At 43.1% G+C, this 14,996-nt stretch carries 18 protein-coding genes and 1 pseudogene; 13 read left to right on the top strand and 6 right to left on the bottom strand.

Translation table 11 applies throughout. From position 1 onward, the window contains the following. Positions 1–153: 153 nt before the first annotated feature. The 12 genes and pseudogenes from M1D65_RS18005 (at position 154) to M1D65_RS17950 (ending at position 9,469) form a co-directional block, all read left to right on the top strand. Positions 154–297 (top strand): hypothetical protein, encoded by a 144-nt coding sequence (locus M1D65_RS18005; RefSeq protein WP_003242876.1) that lies wholly within the window; start codon positions 154–156, stop codon positions 295–297. A 233-nt stretch (positions 298–530) separates the two neighbouring features. Then, positions 531–1,277 carry a protein-tyrosine kinase activator TkmA gene (gene tkmA / locus M1D65_RS18000; RefSeq protein ID WP_128740786.1) on the top strand — a complete coding sequence of 249 codons (747 nt, stop codon included), beginning with the start codon at positions 531–533 and terminating at the stop codon, positions 1,275–1,277. Beyond that, positions 1,267–1,983, top strand: coding sequence for a tyrosine-protein kinase PtkA (gene ptkA, locus M1D65_RS17995; protein ID WP_038829857.1), 717 nt, complete (start codon positions 1,267–1,269; stop codon positions 1,981–1,983). The genes tkmA and ptkA overlap by 11 nt, the downstream gene beginning before the upstream one ends. 48 nt (positions 1,984–2,031) lie before the next feature. Beyond that, positions 2,032–2,796, top strand: a complete 765-nt coding sequence (locus tag M1D65_RS17990; protein ID WP_014478195.1) for a tyrosine-protein phosphatase — start codon at positions 2,032–2,034, stop codon at positions 2,794–2,796. A 194-nt stretch (positions 2,797–2,990) separates the two neighbouring features. After that, the gene (gene uglF, locus M1D65_RS17985) at positions 2,991–4,313 is read left to right on the top strand and encodes a UDP-glucose 6-dehydrogenase UglF (RefSeq protein ID WP_124072657.1); all 1,323 of its coding nucleotides are present in this window, start codon (positions 2,991–2,993) and stop codon (positions 4,311–4,313) included. 203 nt (positions 4,314–4,516) lie between these two features. Beyond that, positions 4,517–5,302 (top strand): YwqG family protein, encoded by a 786-nt coding sequence (locus M1D65_RS17980; protein WP_124072658.1) that lies wholly within the window; start codon positions 4,517–4,519, stop codon positions 5,300–5,302. Between the two features lie 76 nt (positions 5,303–5,378). Continuing rightward, positions 5,379–5,477, top strand: a complete 99-nt coding sequence (locus M1D65_RS17975; protein WP_456270669.1) for a hypothetical protein — start codon at positions 5,379–5,381, stop codon at positions 5,475–5,477. A 216-nt stretch (positions 5,478–5,693) separates the two neighbouring features. Then, on the top strand, positions 5,694–6,116 hold the full coding sequence (locus M1D65_RS17970) for a YwqH-like family protein (protein WP_010332155.1): 423 nt from the start codon (positions 5,694–5,696) through the stop codon (positions 6,114–6,116). A 9-nt stretch (positions 6,117–6,125) separates the two neighbouring features. After that, positions 6,126–6,386, top strand: coding sequence for a YwqI/YxiC family protein (locus M1D65_RS17965; protein ID WP_003221757.1), 261 nt, complete (start codon positions 6,126–6,128; stop codon positions 6,384–6,386). Positions 6,387–6,404: 18 nt separating this feature from the next. Beyond that, on the top strand, positions 6,405–8,270 hold the full coding sequence (locus M1D65_RS17960) for a ribonuclease YeeF family protein (RefSeq protein ID WP_411262924.1): 1,866 nt from the start codon (positions 6,405–6,407) through the stop codon (positions 8,268–8,270). A 12-nt stretch (positions 8,271–8,282) separates the two neighbouring features. Next, on the top strand, positions 8,283–8,636 hold the full coding sequence (locus tag M1D65_RS17955; RefSeq protein WP_041850443.1) for a hypothetical protein: 354 nt from the start codon (positions 8,283–8,285) through the stop codon (positions 8,634–8,636). 120 nt (positions 8,637–8,756) lie between these two features. Continuing rightward, a pseudogene (locus tag M1D65_RS17950) lies at positions 8,757–9,469 on the top strand (endonuclease V). 132 nt (positions 9,470–9,601) lie between these two features. Here the strand turns inward: M1D65_RS17950 and chrA are convergent. Genes chrA through chrS form a run of 3 tightly spaced genes read right to left on the bottom strand, consistent with a single transcriptional unit; the run spans position 9,602 to position 11,218 of the window. After that, positions 9,602–10,138 carry a chromate resistance efflux protein ChrA gene (gene chrA, locus M1D65_RS17945; protein ID WP_041850445.1) on the bottom strand — a complete coding sequence of 179 codons (537 nt, stop codon included), beginning with the start codon at positions 10,136–10,138 and terminating at the stop codon, positions 9,602–9,604. Next, complete coding sequence (gene chrB / locus M1D65_RS17940; protein ID WP_015251064.1) at positions 10,135–10,728, bottom strand: chromate efflux transporter subunit ChrB; 594 nt, start codon at positions 10,726–10,728, stop codon at positions 10,135–10,137. Before chrB ends, chrA begins: the two co-directional genes overlap by 4 nt. A 13-nt stretch (positions 10,729–10,741) precedes the next feature. Beyond that, on the bottom strand, positions 10,742–11,218 hold the full coding sequence (gene chrS, locus M1D65_RS17935) for a chromate efflux transcriptional regulator ChrS (protein WP_014478181.1): 477 nt from the start codon (positions 11,216–11,218) through the stop codon (positions 10,742–10,744). 213 nt (positions 11,219–11,431) lie between these two features. On the opposite strand from chrS, the gene ggt reads away from it, so the two are divergent. Further along, positions 11,432–13,009 (top strand): gamma-glutamyltransferase, encoded by a 1,578-nt coding sequence (gene ggt, locus M1D65_RS17930; RefSeq protein WP_124072662.1) that lies wholly within the window; start codon positions 11,432–11,434, stop codon positions 13,007–13,009. A 4-nt stretch (positions 13,010–13,013) separates the two neighbouring features. Here ggt and M1D65_RS17925 read toward each other — a convergent pair whose 3' ends face one another. From M1D65_RS17925 to cotG, 3 genes are all read right to left on the bottom strand, one after another. Beyond that, positions 13,014–13,349, bottom strand: coding sequence for a DUF4181 domain-containing protein (locus M1D65_RS17925; RefSeq protein WP_041850447.1), 336 nt, complete (start codon positions 13,347–13,349; stop codon positions 13,014–13,016). Positions 13,350–13,527: 178 nt separating this feature from the next. Beyond that, positions 13,528–14,145: a flavin reductase family protein gene (locus M1D65_RS17920; RefSeq protein ID WP_014481120.1), complete on the bottom strand. Its 618-nt coding sequence runs from the start codon at positions 14,143–14,145 to the stop codon at positions 13,528–13,530. 173 nt (positions 14,146–14,318) lie between these two features. Next, positions 14,319–14,906 carry a spore coat protein CotG gene (gene cotG, locus M1D65_RS17915; RefSeq protein ID WP_080009846.1) on the bottom strand — a complete coding sequence of 196 codons (588 nt, stop codon included), beginning with the start codon at positions 14,904–14,906 and terminating at the stop codon, positions 14,319–14,321. Positions 14,907–14,996: the final 90 nt, after the last annotated feature.

Genomic DNA, 14,996 nt, shown 5'->3' with positions numbered 1-14,996 from the left:
TATATCGCAACACATCGGCCTTAAAAAGTTTTTCCTAAAAAAGGACATAAAAAATGGGATGTGTCGAATGATGTATTAGAGATTGCAAATTGATAACCAGCATCATATAATAATCGTGTTTTCAACTTAATGGAAGCTGAAAGGAATAAAAAGATGAGTGAAAAGAAATTGAATCAAGAAGAATTTCTGAAAATTTTGATGCATGCACATGAAATTGGTGAGCAGTCATCTGAGATGACGACGAAGGAAATGCTTGAAAATTTGATTTCTCATATTAAAAATGGATATGCAACATAAAAATCCCGCACGCCTTTAGCGGGATTTTTTTATGCGAGAGGACGTGACTGCACGAATAAGAGAAAATGAGACAGCGCTGTCAACACAGTAAATATAGCGCTTACATAAAAAGTGCTAACATAACGCATTGTAAAAAAATGTCGAATTATGTCACGTGAAAAGCTGGAGAAATGCGGTTTCAACGTTGTATAATCGTAGATGGAAAAGGATGTTATAAGAGATTTGGAGGTATCATGGGAGAATCTACAAGCTTAAAAGAGATATTATCAACGTTAACAAAACGCATACTTTTGATTATGATTGTAACCGCGGCTGCCACTGCTGCCGGCGGACTCATTAGTTTCTTCGCACTTACACCCATCTATGAAAATTCAACTCAGATTCTGGTCAACCAATCGAAAAATGAACGAAAAGAAGTCCAATTTAACGATGTCCAAACCAATCTTCAGTTAATCAATACGTACAATGTCATCATTAAGAGCCCTGCCATCTTAGATGAAGTCATTAAAGAAATGGGCCTGTCGATGACATCCCAAGAACTGAATGACAAAATTACTGTATCCAGCGAACAGGACTCCCAAGTGGTCAACATATCAGTCAGGGATGAAAACGCGGAAACAGCGGCTCATATTGCCAATACTATAGCATCTGTTTTTCAAGACAAAATCACATCTATTATGAATGTTGACAATGTCAGCATTCTGTCAAAAGCCGAGGTTTCAGAACATCCGTCCCCTGTATCGCCAAAGCCGCTTCTAAACATTGCCATCGCGTTTGCGGCCGGATTGGCGGGAAGCATCGGACTGGCCTTCCTGCTTGAGCATTTGGATAATACGATCAAATCGGAAGAGCAGCTCGAATCCTTGCTGGACTTACCTGTTTTAGGGACAGTTTCCACCATTGCGAATGAGCAGAAAACAGCAAAGACCTTACAGGGTTTCCAATCTAAAAAAACGGGGAGTGGACATTTTGGCGCTTAAAAAAAGCAGAGACTCGCGGATGCGGAGAAATGTCATTGCAATGACAGAGCCGAAATCCTTGAACTCTGAACAATATCGGACGATTCGCACGAATATAGAATTTGCTTCAGTGGACCGGCAAATGAAATCAGTCATGATTACATCGGCTTGTCCGGGGGAAGGAAAATCAACAACGGCCGCCAATCTGGCTGTCGTATTCGCCCAACAGGGAAAAAAAGTGCTCCTGATTGATGCTGATTTGCGAAAACCAACAGTACATACGGCCTTTTTTCTTGAAAATACGGTTGGCTTAACATCTGTTTTATTAAAGAAAAGCTCTATGGAGCAGGCTGTACAAGCATCGAATGAAAAACATCTTGACGTGCTGACGAGCGGCCCGATCCCGCCAAACCCGGCCGAGCTTCTCTCCTCGAAGTGGATGAAGGAGCTTGCATACGAAGCGTGTGCGGCATATGATATGGTCATTTTTGATACGCCGCCTATTCTTGCCGTAGCAGATGCACAGATTTTAGGCAACGTGGCAGACGGTTCTGTTCTGGTTATTTCAAGTGGGAAAACAGAAAAAGAACAAGCCGCAAAAGCGAAAGAGGCGCTTGAAACGTGCAAAAGCAAGCTCCTTGGGGCGATTATGAACGGCAAAAAGCTTTCGAAGCACTCTGAATACGGATATTACGGAAACAAGGACAATTTCATGCAAAATAAATAACGTGCATCGTGCCCGTTATTTATTTTTGCGAAAAAAGGGGGCTAGGACATGATCGATATTCACTGTCACATTCTTCCCGCATTGGATGACGGGGCAGGTGATTCGGCCGACAGCATAGAAATGGCAAGAGCCGCTGTTCGTCAGGGAATCCGGACGATCATTGCGACACCTCATCATAACAACGGTGTGTATAAAAACGAGCCAGCCGCAGTCAGAGAAGCAGCAAATCAGTTAAACAAACGTTTAATCAAAGAAGACATTCCTTTACATGTGCTTCCGGGACAGGAAATCAGAATCTACGGCGAGGTGGAACAAGACCTTGCCAAACAGCAGCTGCTTTCGCTGAATGATACAAAATACATCTTGATTGAGTTTCCGTTTGATCACGTTCCCCGATATGCGGAGCAGCTTTTTTATGATTTGCAGCTGAAAGGATATATTCCGGTTATCGCCCATCCTGAACGCAACAGGGAAATTCGCGAAAACCCGTCTTTGCTGTATCATCTTGTGGAAAAAGGAGCAGCATCTCAGATTACTTCAGGAAGTCTTGCGGGGACCTTCGGCAAGCAGCTGAAAGCATTTTCTCTCCGGCTGGTTGAAGCCAATTTGATCCATTTCGTAGCCTCAGATGCCCATAATGTGAAAACGAGAAATTTTCACACTCAAGAGGCTCTTTATGTTCTAGAGAAAGAATTCGGCTCGGAACTTCCTTATATGCTGACGGAAAATGCAGAGCTTCTCCTGCGGAATCAGACCATCTTCAGACAGCCTCCGCAACCGGTCAAAAGAAGAAAATTGTTTGGTCTTTTTTAACAGCCGATTCTCATTTCACCACTTTCTTTTTGAGAGCGATATAATAGTGTATTGTATGGTTGAATCACATTTCAGAAATCTGTACAGGCTGTACCCGACAGGCTATGCGGGAGATCATTCGCATTCATGATAGGATGTTCTCATACGATATTACGGAAGCTGCAAAGCAGCAATTTAACTGTTGGAGGGAAACAATGAATATAACAGTCATCGGAACAGGCTATGTCGGTCTTGTGACAGGTGTTTCTCTTTCTGAGATTGGACATCATGTAACCTGCATTGATATTGACGCTCACAAGATTGATGAAATGAGAAAGGGCATTTCCCCCATATTTGAACCAGGTCTTGAAGAGCTGATGAGAAAAAATACAGCTGATGGACGGCTGAACTTTGAAACGAGCTATGAGAAAGGCTTGGCACAGGCAGACATCATTTTTATAGCGGTCGGCACACCGCAGAAAAGCGACGGGCACGCCAATCTGGAGCAAATTACAGATGCGGCCAAACGCATCGCAAAGCATGTCAAACGAGATACAGTCGTGGTAACGAAAAGCACAGTGCCCGTTGGGACAAACGATTTGATTAATGGACTGATCACTGAACATCTAGCGGAGCCTGTCAGTATTTCGGTCGCATCCAATCCGGAATTTTTGCGTGAGGGGTCGGCGATCTATGATACCTTTCATGGTGACAGGATCGTGATCGGGACGGCCGATGAGAAAACAGCAAATACGCTGGAGGAGCTTTTCCGTCCGTTTCAAATCCCGATATACCAAACGGATATCAGAAGCGCCGAGATGATCAAATATGCCTCAAATGCTTTTCTGGCCACTAAGATCAGTTTTATAAACGAAATTTCGAATATATGTGAAAAGGTCGGCGCCGATATTGAAGCAGTCGCGTACGGGATGGGACAGGATAAGCGGATCGGGAGCCAGTTTTTGAAAGCGGGCATAGGCTACGGCGGCTCTTGTTTTCCAAAGGACACAAACGCCCTCGTGCAAATTGCCGGCAATGTCGAGCATGATTTTGAACTGCTGAAATCGGTTATCAAAGTCAACAACAATCAGCAGGCGATGCTGGTTGATAAAGCGCTGAACAGGCTCGGCGGGGTGACGGGAAAAACGATTGCCCTTTTAGGCCTGTCATTTAAACCGAATACCGACGATATGAGAGAAGCGCCGTCAATTGTTATTGCAGACCGTCTCGCTGCGCTCGACGCCCGTATCAGAGCCTACGATCCCATTGCAGTTGGTCATGCAAAGCAAGTTCTCCCGAAAGCTGTTGAATATAAAGAGACGATCGAGGAAGCTGTCAAAGGGTCTGACGCCGTCATGATTTTAACCGACTGGGCTGACATTAAACAATTTCCGTTAGCGGCTTATCAGGATTTGATGGAAACGCCGCTCATATTTGACGGCAGAAACTGCTACACATTGGATGAGGCTTTGGCTGCAGGAGTGGAGTATTATTCTGTCGGACGGAAGGCAGTTGTTCCGTCAGGTGCAATTCAATAGTTGAAAAAGAAAGGCTGGTTGCGCACCAGTCTTTTTTTCATCTATTGCGGGGTGCTGAATACATTTGCTACTATTTAACTATTGTTTGGAAAATTATGCAGAAGTAGGGCTTCTTTAAACATTCGTTTGAAAAACATTAGAAGAAAACCAGAAAATAAAACTTTCCAAAAATAATTGGAGATGCCGGAAAAGGAGAGAATCTGATGAATCATTTGCCTGAAAAAATGAGACCGCACCGCGAAATGCTGGAGAAATCAGCGAAAGAATACGTGAAATTGAATGTCCGAAAAGGGAAAACAGGACGATATGACAGCAAAATTGCCGGTGATCCCTATTTTCCCAGGCATGAAACATACCCGACTGACGAAAATGGACAGCCGATGAAGCTTCTGGCGCAAATTAATTTCTCGCAAATTCCCCAGCTTGACGGCTACCCTTCTTCAGGTATCCTGCAGTTCTACATTTCTCTTCATGATGACGTCTATGGATTGAATTTTGACGATCGATGTGAACAAAAGAATTTCAGAGTGATCTATTTTGAAAATATCATAGAAAACGATGACGAGCTTGTTTCTGATTTTTCATTTATTGGCACAGGCGAATGTGATTTTCCGATTTTATCAGAAGCGGCAGTCGAGCCTGTGAAATCTTCGGAATGGGTGCTGCCTACAGATTTTCAATTTGAGCAGTATACGGGGATGGAAACAATGGAGTTCTTTGGTCAGTTCGGCGAGGATGAAGAAGACATTTATAATGAACTGGCTGAGAACGGATTTGGCCATAAAATCGGCGGATACGCTTCTTTTACCCAGCATGATCCACGGGAATACGTATATAAAGAACACACCATCATGCTTTTACAAATTGATTCAGACGATGATATCGATTCAATGTGGGGAGACGTCGGCATCGCCAATTTTTTCATCACACCTGAAGATCTAAGGAAAAAAGACTTTTCAAACGTTCTGTACAACTGGGACTGCAGCTAATACAAGCTTTTGATCCAAAGGGTCAGAAGGGGGGGATAATAGAAGCCAAATGACAAAATCAGACATGGCCGACTAGATGAAGAACATAAACATGAACAATAAGCTCAGCACCGTAAGAGGCAGATCAACAACATCTGTCTCTTTCAAGTGCCTTTATAACTATGACTTTAGGTGATTTCATTTTAAAAAACGTTTTCATTAGCAGTATAACGAACAAAAACAAGATCAAATACCTACATTTCAAGAGCATTATATGCCTAAATTAAGCCATTTACCCTATTTAAGCCGCCTTCTGGCTATTTTAAAATATAATATATGGAAATAAAGTATGGAAAAGTCTATCTTCATCAGCCCCTCCATACGACTTTTTGAGTATTAAGAGGTGATTCAGATGGGTTATGAAAGTATGCTGGCGGATATCAAAAGTTCGCTCAACGGAAAAATTTCCGACGTGGAAGACAAGATCGAAAAACTGAAAAAAGCAAAAAAGGACATAGACACACTGCAAGAAGAGGCAATTACTGAAATCAAAGAAATTGTGAAACCGGAATTGGGCAAGCATTGGACGGGAACAAAAGCCGATGATTTCGACAAGGGAAGAGAAGAGGCGAAATCGGAAGCATCTAAGATTGTGAATGATAAATATAACGAGTATATGGCTTCGATTCAAAGCAAAATATTCTGGCTTGAGACAGAGAAATTTGAGCTGAATTTGACAAAAAGTGCAGCGAATGCCGCAGGCGACCTTCTTGCTAAAGGAGAAGATTTCGTAGAAGAAGCAGGAAGACAAATTAGTAAACTAAAATGGTGGTGATCTTTTTTTATGTCAGAAATTAAGCTGAAGTACGACACAGTCATCAAAACATTAGATTCTGTCAAAGATGCGCTTGCTGACGTATCAATCGGCGCCGCAGGATCCAACGGAAAAAACAGCCTCGATTATACGAAAAAATACCATGAGCGTGAGGAGAACATCAAAACCATGCTCGGAGACTATAAAAAAGCGGTACAGAAAAATATCGAGGATACAAAGGATAATGTAGATTCACTCAAAGAGCAGGACGAGGCGATAGCGGTAAAATAGAACAGAAAGGGCAGTGCGATGAGCAAAGTATTTGAATCTAAATCTTTAATCGAAGAAGCGAAGAGCAGAAAAAAGCAATATGAGACGCTTGAGGAGCAGCTGAATACGCTGAAAAAAGCGTTTCAGGGAGTTGCAGATTTAGGCGATAATTTTAAAGGAAAAGGCGCGGACAATATTAAAGATTTTTTTCAGGGACAGGCGGAAATCGTAGACAGCTGGCTGACGCTTGTCTCTGCTCAAATTGCGTTTTTAAATGGCATTTCAGGAGATATTAAAGATCAAGAACTGAATGATTCATATGTGGAAACTTCTTTTTTAGATCATGAGCTGCCCAATGGAGACCTGAAAGCCTCAGAGATAGTCTCCGCTCATAAAGAAGAAATCGATTCTATTTTGTCAGGCATCAGCGATATTATTGACCTCGACATGTATACACTTGACGACTATGCAGATAAGATGGGCGATGCCCAAAAAATCAGACGTGACACGATCACAGCTGTCGATAAGCTTGATGAATCCCTGACAACTGAATATCAAAATTTAGAATCTCTGGACAACGCAGTGCTCACCAAATATTCCGTTCTCATGCAGGCCACCAGCAATGGGAAGAGCGCTTCTCCTATGTACTATGACAAAAAAGCCTTCCACAGCAATGAAGTCTACAAAAGCGTCATTGAAGTAGAAAATCAAGGAACAACCTATATCGATGCAAAAACCCAGCAAGCAGAAGCAAGACGGCTCCAGGAAAAAGCCGAGGAAGAAGCAAACAAACCGTGGTACGAAAAAACATGGGATGGAGTTTGCAACTTTACTGGAGAAGTCACTGGCTATTATGATTATAAAAGAGCAACCGAAGGCGTTGATCCGGTTACCGGAGAAAAACTCTCCACCGCAGAGCGTGTGACAGCAGGAGCTATGGCCGCTGCCGGATTCATACCAGTCGTCGGCTGGGCAGGCCGGGCCTTCAAAGGCGGAAAAGCCATCTACAAAACCGGAAAAGCAGCTATCGCGGCTGAACACGCTTTAGACGCCTACAAAACAGGCAAATCCTTAGACATTCTCAAAATGACAGAAATGGGTGCATACGGCCTTGTAGCGTCAAACGGATTCTCAGAAGCCGTGACGGGACGGGATATGTTTGGAAACAAAGTGTCTGAGGAGAAGCGGAAAACGGGTGCGCTGGAAGCGGCATTGAGCTTGGTTGGAGCCGGTGCATTGGCGAAACACATTGATAAAGGCATCCCGCTTGCAACCCATTCAAAAGTCCAAAAAGCAAACAAAACACTAGAGAAAGTAAAACAATTCAAAGTCCCAACAAACGTCCGCGTGTACGCAGAACGCCCAGTAACTCCGGAGGGCTTCACATTCGGAATCCCGACAGTCCGTGTCGATGTGGAAAAGACGGCTGTTAAGGATCTTGGGATTGTGAAGATGGTTAGTGATGGCGGTCGTAAGGGAAGCTCTCATAGTCCTAACATTTCTAAAAATCACGATAAAGTAGCGCACGATGGATATTATGGTCGTAAAGAATTTAGAACGATGCTTAATAATGCTTCGTTTACTCCGCATGGCCATAAACATGTTAAGGCTAAAACACCTGAAGAAGCAAAACGTTTTAGTATGACAGGTAAAAAAGCTGCTCAGTACTTACCAGATGTGAATAACAAAGCTTTAGAAAAAGAGGCACTTCTAAAAGGTCATATTATTGATAATGGAAATAACAACTATTATTTCATTTATGATGCAGGAAAAACAGTCGGTTATGATCTAGGTACACCAACAAGCTGGATTAGAGCGGAGTTTTCTGGTGGTGAATATCATGGTCATCCGATTGCTGGAAGTCGATTAGATAAGTATTTAAAACAACTTGGTATTGATAAGTAATAGGAGGCTTTTATGAGAAAGATAAAAAAAATGCCAGAAATAAGTTTACAACCCTTAAGGATTCCAAAAGGATGGACCATAAATCAAAACAGTTTTAGAGAAATTGATCCGAAAAACCTAGCACCAGAAGATGAAAAATGGTTGTTTTTTTCACAAGATTTAATGCAATTAACATACTCTCGTAAAAATTACTTACTTGATTTAGGTTGGTATCCAGATGCGGATGCTAATGGATTTTATCAACTAGTTATGATGCAAAATGAGGATTGGGATCAACCCATATATGAATTTCAGACAAATAGCCATATTGAAATAGTTAAAAATATAGAATTTATATTAAACAAAGTTACGAATAATGAAATGTAGTTAAACATTTAATTAGAACTATTAATAAAGTTTGCAGAATCTGGAGTTGTAAGTTTTCAAAGTAAAAATGAATACAAAGAAAAACAGACACTAGTTAACAGGAGGTAGGATTGATTTTAGATGCATGTTAAACAAATACATTCTTTCAACCTAAACAGAGAAGAATTTGTAAAAACACAACAATCCCTTATCCATAAAATCAACCTATCCACCTCCATCAACCTAGACTCCATCAACACCTGCGCAGGCGTCGATCTCGCCTATTGGGAGCAGAACGGAGAACCGTATGGGGTGTGCTGTATTATCGTAATTGACGCTGATACAAAAGAAGTCATTGAAAAAGTGCACAGCATGGGGAGAATCAGCGTGCCGTATGTTTCCGGTTTTCTTGCGTTTCGCGAGCTGCCTTTGATTATCGAGGCGGCGAAAAAGCTGGAGACGGAGCCGGATGTCTTCTTGTTTGATGGCAACGGATATCTGCATTACAATCATATGGGCGTTGCCACCCATGCGGTTTTTTTCTGGGCAAGCCGACGATTGGGATTGCGAAAACCTATCTCAAAATCAAAGGCTATGATTTCGTGATGCCTGAAAATGAAGTCGGTGCATACACCGATATTCTCATTGACGGCGAGGTATATGGCCGGGCGCTGCGAACGCGGCGGGACGTGAAGCCTATTTTCTTGTCTTGCGGTAATTATATTGATTTAGACAGCAGCTATCAGATCACGAAGAGCTTGATCAATCAAGAAAGCAGGCTGCCGATCCCTGTCCGCCTGGCTGACCTTGAGACGCATGTTTTGCGAACGTTTTATCAGAAAAATCACATGTAAAACTTGCAGGCCGGGAGCTGCAAGTTTCTTCATTGACTCCTATATAAGGGCATTCTGTGAGAATGCGAGGAACCATATATCAAACGGCATTTCTGGGCCAAAATAAAAAAGCACCTGTCCAGGTGCTTTTTTCTATAAATGAGGAATCACAAGGCCGCCATACAAAAACGCCGCGATAATCAGGAACGCCGGATGCATCTTGAATTTTGTCATGGCAAGGAGGGAGATCCCCGCAATCACAATAGATTGGATCCAGCCGATCGCTTTGATGCCGTCTGCGCCGATTTGCCAGGTAAGAATGAGCATCATGACCGCGATGACAGGCTGGACGGACAGCGTCATGCCTTTGATGACAGGTGATTGGCGGAAGCGCTGGATGATGCGCAGCAGGATGATCAATGCGAGCGCCGACGGTACGACGGTTGCAATCAGGGCAATTAGGAAGCCGGGCCACCCGCCTGCGCTGTAGCCGACATACGCAGCGATTTTCGTGGCGATCGGGCCCGGCAATGCGTTCGCAAGTGCGAGCATATTTGAGAATTGATCGTTTGAGAGCCAGCTGTATCTGTTTACGACTTCTTCAAACATTAGCGGGATAGACGCTGGTCCGCCGCCATATCCCAGTAGGTTTGCGATAAAAAACGCCATAAATAAATAGATCGATATCATGAGGCTGACATTCCTTTATCTTTTGAATGTTTATTTGTGATTTTGTCTTTCAGTTTAAAATGAAACGCCCCGTACGCTAAGAAAATGATAATGACCAGGCCGGGATTAATCTGTAAAGTTTGCAGGCCGATAAAAGCGATGATAAAAAACAGGATGCCGGTAACCCAGCCGAAACCTTTAAGCGCTTTTTGGCCAAACTCGTACGCCATGATTCCGAGCATTACCGCAATTACCGGCGTGACGGCACCGATCATACCTGCAACAATTGCTGAATGGCTTAACACATTTACAGCCGCAAACAAGCCCACCATCGCAAGACATGTAGGCAGAATGTGGGCGAGGGTCGCCACAACTGCACCTAATGTGCCTTTTAGCTTAAAGCCCAGATAAGCAGCCATTTTGGTGGCAATCGGTCCGGGAAGCGCATTAGCGATTGCTAATATTTCTCCGAATTCATCATCGTCAATCCATTTATATTTATTGACCGCTTCATGGCGGATCAGCGGAATCACGGAAGGTCCGCCGCCGAACCCTAATATGCCGGTGCGAACCATTGCGGCCGTCATATCCCGATAAGGATGGTTTTTCATTCGTTTCTCTCCTTTACAGCTTCATTCCCATACGGCTTTTGTATCGTTTGATCAGCATCTGGCAATCAACACTGACGACGCCTCGCAATGGATACAGCCGTTTTGTTAAAAATTCTTCCATTTCTTGATCGTTGGCAAAGATCCCATGCATATGCAGCTTGCTCGGGCCTGTCATGTGATAAAGGCTGGTGACCGCAGGCTCTTCCTCAAGCTTAAGAGCGACCTCTTCTAAAAATTGCGGTTCTACCTCGACATTGAAAAACACGGAAACATGAATGCCGATTTTAGCGGGATTGATGACAGCGGTGAATTTTTCAATAACACCGGCTTCAATTAATTGGTTGATACGGGCCTGGACGGCGACCCGTGATAAATCGACTCTTTTGCCAAGATCCGTATAAGAAATTCTGCCTTCTTCATGCAAAATCGTGAGAATTTGTTTATCAGTCTCATCAAGTACAAGGTTGGGGATTTGATATTCATGACTCAATTGCTCCACCTGCTTTCGTAGCCTTTTAGCAATCATTTTATCATAAAAGTTACGTATCGAAATAATAATTTTTCATTTGTTTTCGAAATGAATGCGAAAATATCTTATTATTTGCGAAAAGAAGAAAGTTCGTCAGTTTTTCTGCCGGATCAGTAGATGTGAAAAATCAGGCTCCCTATACTGAAGAAAATTTCTTAAAAAGGGGGACTTGTGATGAACAAATCTGTCATCGGTACAAAGCAAATGGTCGTCAGTCCGCATTACCTCGCTTCTCAAGCCGGAAACCGCATACTGGATAAGGGAGGCAACGCGTTTGACGCCGCTGTTGCGGTGAGTGCTTGTCTTGCGGTTGTGTACCCGCATATGACCGGACTTGGCGGGGATTCCTTTTGGCTGACCTTTCACCAGGAAACAAAGGCAGTAAAAGTCTACAATGGCAGCGGCCGTTCAGGAAAAAACGTAACGAGAGATGTATATAAGGGAAAAAGCGCGATTCCGCTGCGGGGGATTGACAGTGCCATTACCGTGCCGGGAATGGTTGATAGCTGGGATGCGGTCCTGAAGGAGTACGGGCGTCTGTCTCTTGCAGATGTATTGGAGCCCGCACGCGATTATGCCCAAAATGGGTTTCCTGTATCAGCTGATCAGTGTCGTCACACAGAAAAGAATATTGAATTGCTGGCTTCCACGCCTTACACGGCTGACATCTTCACGAGAAGGGGCAAAGCACCTGTCCCGGGAGAGCGGTTTGTGCAAAAAGAGCTTGCAGACAGTCTGAATGTGATTGCTGAAAAAGGAAGAAGCGCATTTTATGAAGGAGATCTCGCTCAGCGGATTGTCTCACATTTACAAAATAACGGCAGTTACATGACAATCGATGATTTTAAAGCGCATCGGGGTGAGTGGGCAGCGCCTGTATCAAGTGATTATCGAGGATACAGTGTGTATCAGGCGCCGCCGAATTCTCAGGGATTTACCGGTTTATTAACACTGAACATTTTGGAAAACTATGATTTCACCCAAATCGAGCACGGTTCATTTGAGTATTATCATGTGCTTGTGGAGGCGTTAAAAAAGAGTTTTGTAGATCGGAATGCCTTTTTGACTGACCCTGCGTTTGCTGACATTCCGCTTGAAAGGCTTTTAGATAAAAATTATGCGAAACGATTGGCGGGAGAAATCGGCTATCTGGCAGAACCGGCAGAAAGCAGGCCGGTGGGAAGTGATACGGCATATGCGGCCGTAATCGATGCGGATGGCAACGCAGTGTCATTCATTCAAAGCCTGTACTTTGAATTTGGCTCGGCAGTCACTGCCGGTGATACAGGCATATTACTGCAAAACCGCGGATCATTTTTCTCACTGGATGAAAATCATGTCAACACGCTTGAACCGAGAAAGCGCACCTTCCATACGTTGATGCCGGCTATGGTCTGTAAAGGCGGAAAGCCAAAAATTCTGTACGGCACACAAGGCGGCGAAGGCCAGCCGCAGACCCAGACGGCCATCATTACCCGAATGCTGGACTACGAAATGCATCCACAACAGGCAATCAGCGAACCGCGCTGGGTATGGGGCAGAACGTGGGGAGAGGAATACGAAGGTCTCAGAGTCGAGGGCAGATTCACAGACAAAACAATCCAAAAACTGAAAGACAGCGGGCATCTCGTGGAGGTTGTCGGTGACTATGATCCGCTGATGGGACACGCGGCTGCAATCAAAGTTGATGAAGAAGGCTTTCTCCAAGGCGGAGCCGATCCTCGGGGAGACGGAGCGGCTGTGGGGATTTAAATAACTATAGGGTACAAATATAAATCAAAAGCACAAACATAAGGGAGACCTCTACAATGTGGTACATATACTGTTTATCTTCAGGTTTATAATGCCACTCCATAAAAATTCGTATTGAGTCAATCACAATAAAAAATAAAAGAAGCAAATATTCACCTGGAAAAAAGGAGAGTGAAACCACAAACAAAATAAGTAAAGTGATTTCGATCCATTTGTGTGTATTGCTGACATGCTTATATCGCCAGCCGGATTTATCAATACCGTATTTTTTCTTTATAAAAAATTGAGAGGCGAGACTGATGGTAATAGCGATCAGCATTAAAATCCAAAAGTTTGTCATTCCAATTCCTCCTCATCTACCTTTATACGAAGAAAAAGGAAAACCGTTTCATAAAAGAACACCCCGAGCTTACTCTGGGTGTTCTTTTTTTTGATACTTTTTCAGTTTTTTACAGGCGTTATTTATGTAATCATAAGGTCTTTTTGACTAGTTTCTTCTATTTAAATAGTCCTTCTCTTCAGCTGGGACGAATCAGTGTGAATTCTTCCCCCAGCTTGGCATAGTGATTTCCCGCCAATCGTGAGGCAGGCTTTAATTCATCCGTTAAAATATATCCCTTTTCTGCATCATACACCTTTTCATCTAGGTGGAAGCAGACAACTCTTCCGATGAGCAGATCTGCTGTAGTGATGCCTTGATCATTGTCAAAGGTAATATGCCGCTCTAATTTGCACTCAAAGCGAACGCGGGCTTCCTTAATGCCGGGAACTGAAACAGCTTTGCTTTCAACAGGATGAAGCGAGGTGCGTGTAAGCTCGCTTTCATCCGGCCTTAAGCTTGCAGCTGTTTCATTGATATCTTCAATGATGGCTTCATCACTGACATGAACGACAAATTCTCCGTTCTCCACTGCGTTTCGCGCTGTATCTTTTTGGCGTCCTTCCGTCCTGTTAACAGAAATACTGAGAAGCGGAGGATCTGAGCTGACGACGTTATAAAAACTGAAAGGCGCGGCATTGACCGCTCCTTCTGAAGAAAGTGTTGTCACAAATGCAATGGGGCGGGGAATAACGGTACCTGACAATAGCTTGTATGTGTCTTTGGCACTAAGCTGATCAGCTTGAAATATGTACATAGCAACAACCGCCTTTATCGTTAGGATACCTTGATTATAACGAAATGGTTTAAAGGAAACCAAATGATGCGGGTTGCATATGTTATGTCATGACATATATCTAATACAGGGCAAATAAAAAAATAGGCTTCCGTACCTCCGCCGGCAGCCTATTGAAACAATGAAAACTTAGATTATTTGTATTTCTTTTTGACTACCCAGCAATTGCCGTCTTTCCAGTATTCTTTTTTGCTGTCATAATCATCGTGTCTTTTGTAGTCGTCGCAGTGGTGGTGCGGTTTTTTGTAGTATTTCTTATGGGAACGATAAGATTTTTTGTGTGTACGGCATGATTTCTTATAGCTGCGAGATTTTTTCTTGTGAGAACAGTATGACTTTTTGTAGCTGCGAGATTTTTTGTAAGAACGGCAAGATTTTTTATAGCTGCGAGATTTTTTGTAAGAACGGCAAGATTTTTTATAGCTGCGAGATTTTTTGTGAGAACGGTACGATTTTTTGTGGCTGCGTGATTTCTTGTGAGAGCAGTATGATTTTTTATGGCTGCGAGATTTTTTGTGAGAACAGAATGATTTTTTGTGACTGCGAGATTTTTTGTGAGAGCAGTATGATTTTTTATGGCTGCGAGATTTTTTGTGAGTGCGGTGCGACTTTTTATGACTGCGTTTTTTTCCATGAGGCTCTTGGTATAAATAATCCTTTAAACCTTCTTTTTTTGCGGATTTCACCGCTTCTTTGATGTCAGAATGGGAATAGTGGCCCAATTTGAAATCCTCCTTTTAAAAATGATGTTAAGGATGAAGATCCTTACTACCCTCATAGTACGCGCGGTTTTAAAAAGTGTATAAGTGTTC

It is taken from the genome of Bacillus sp. JZ39, assembly GCF_053903145.1.
The sequence above is the reverse complement of the archived record's forward strand: the minus strand, read 5'-3'. Positions and strand labels throughout refer to the sequence as shown.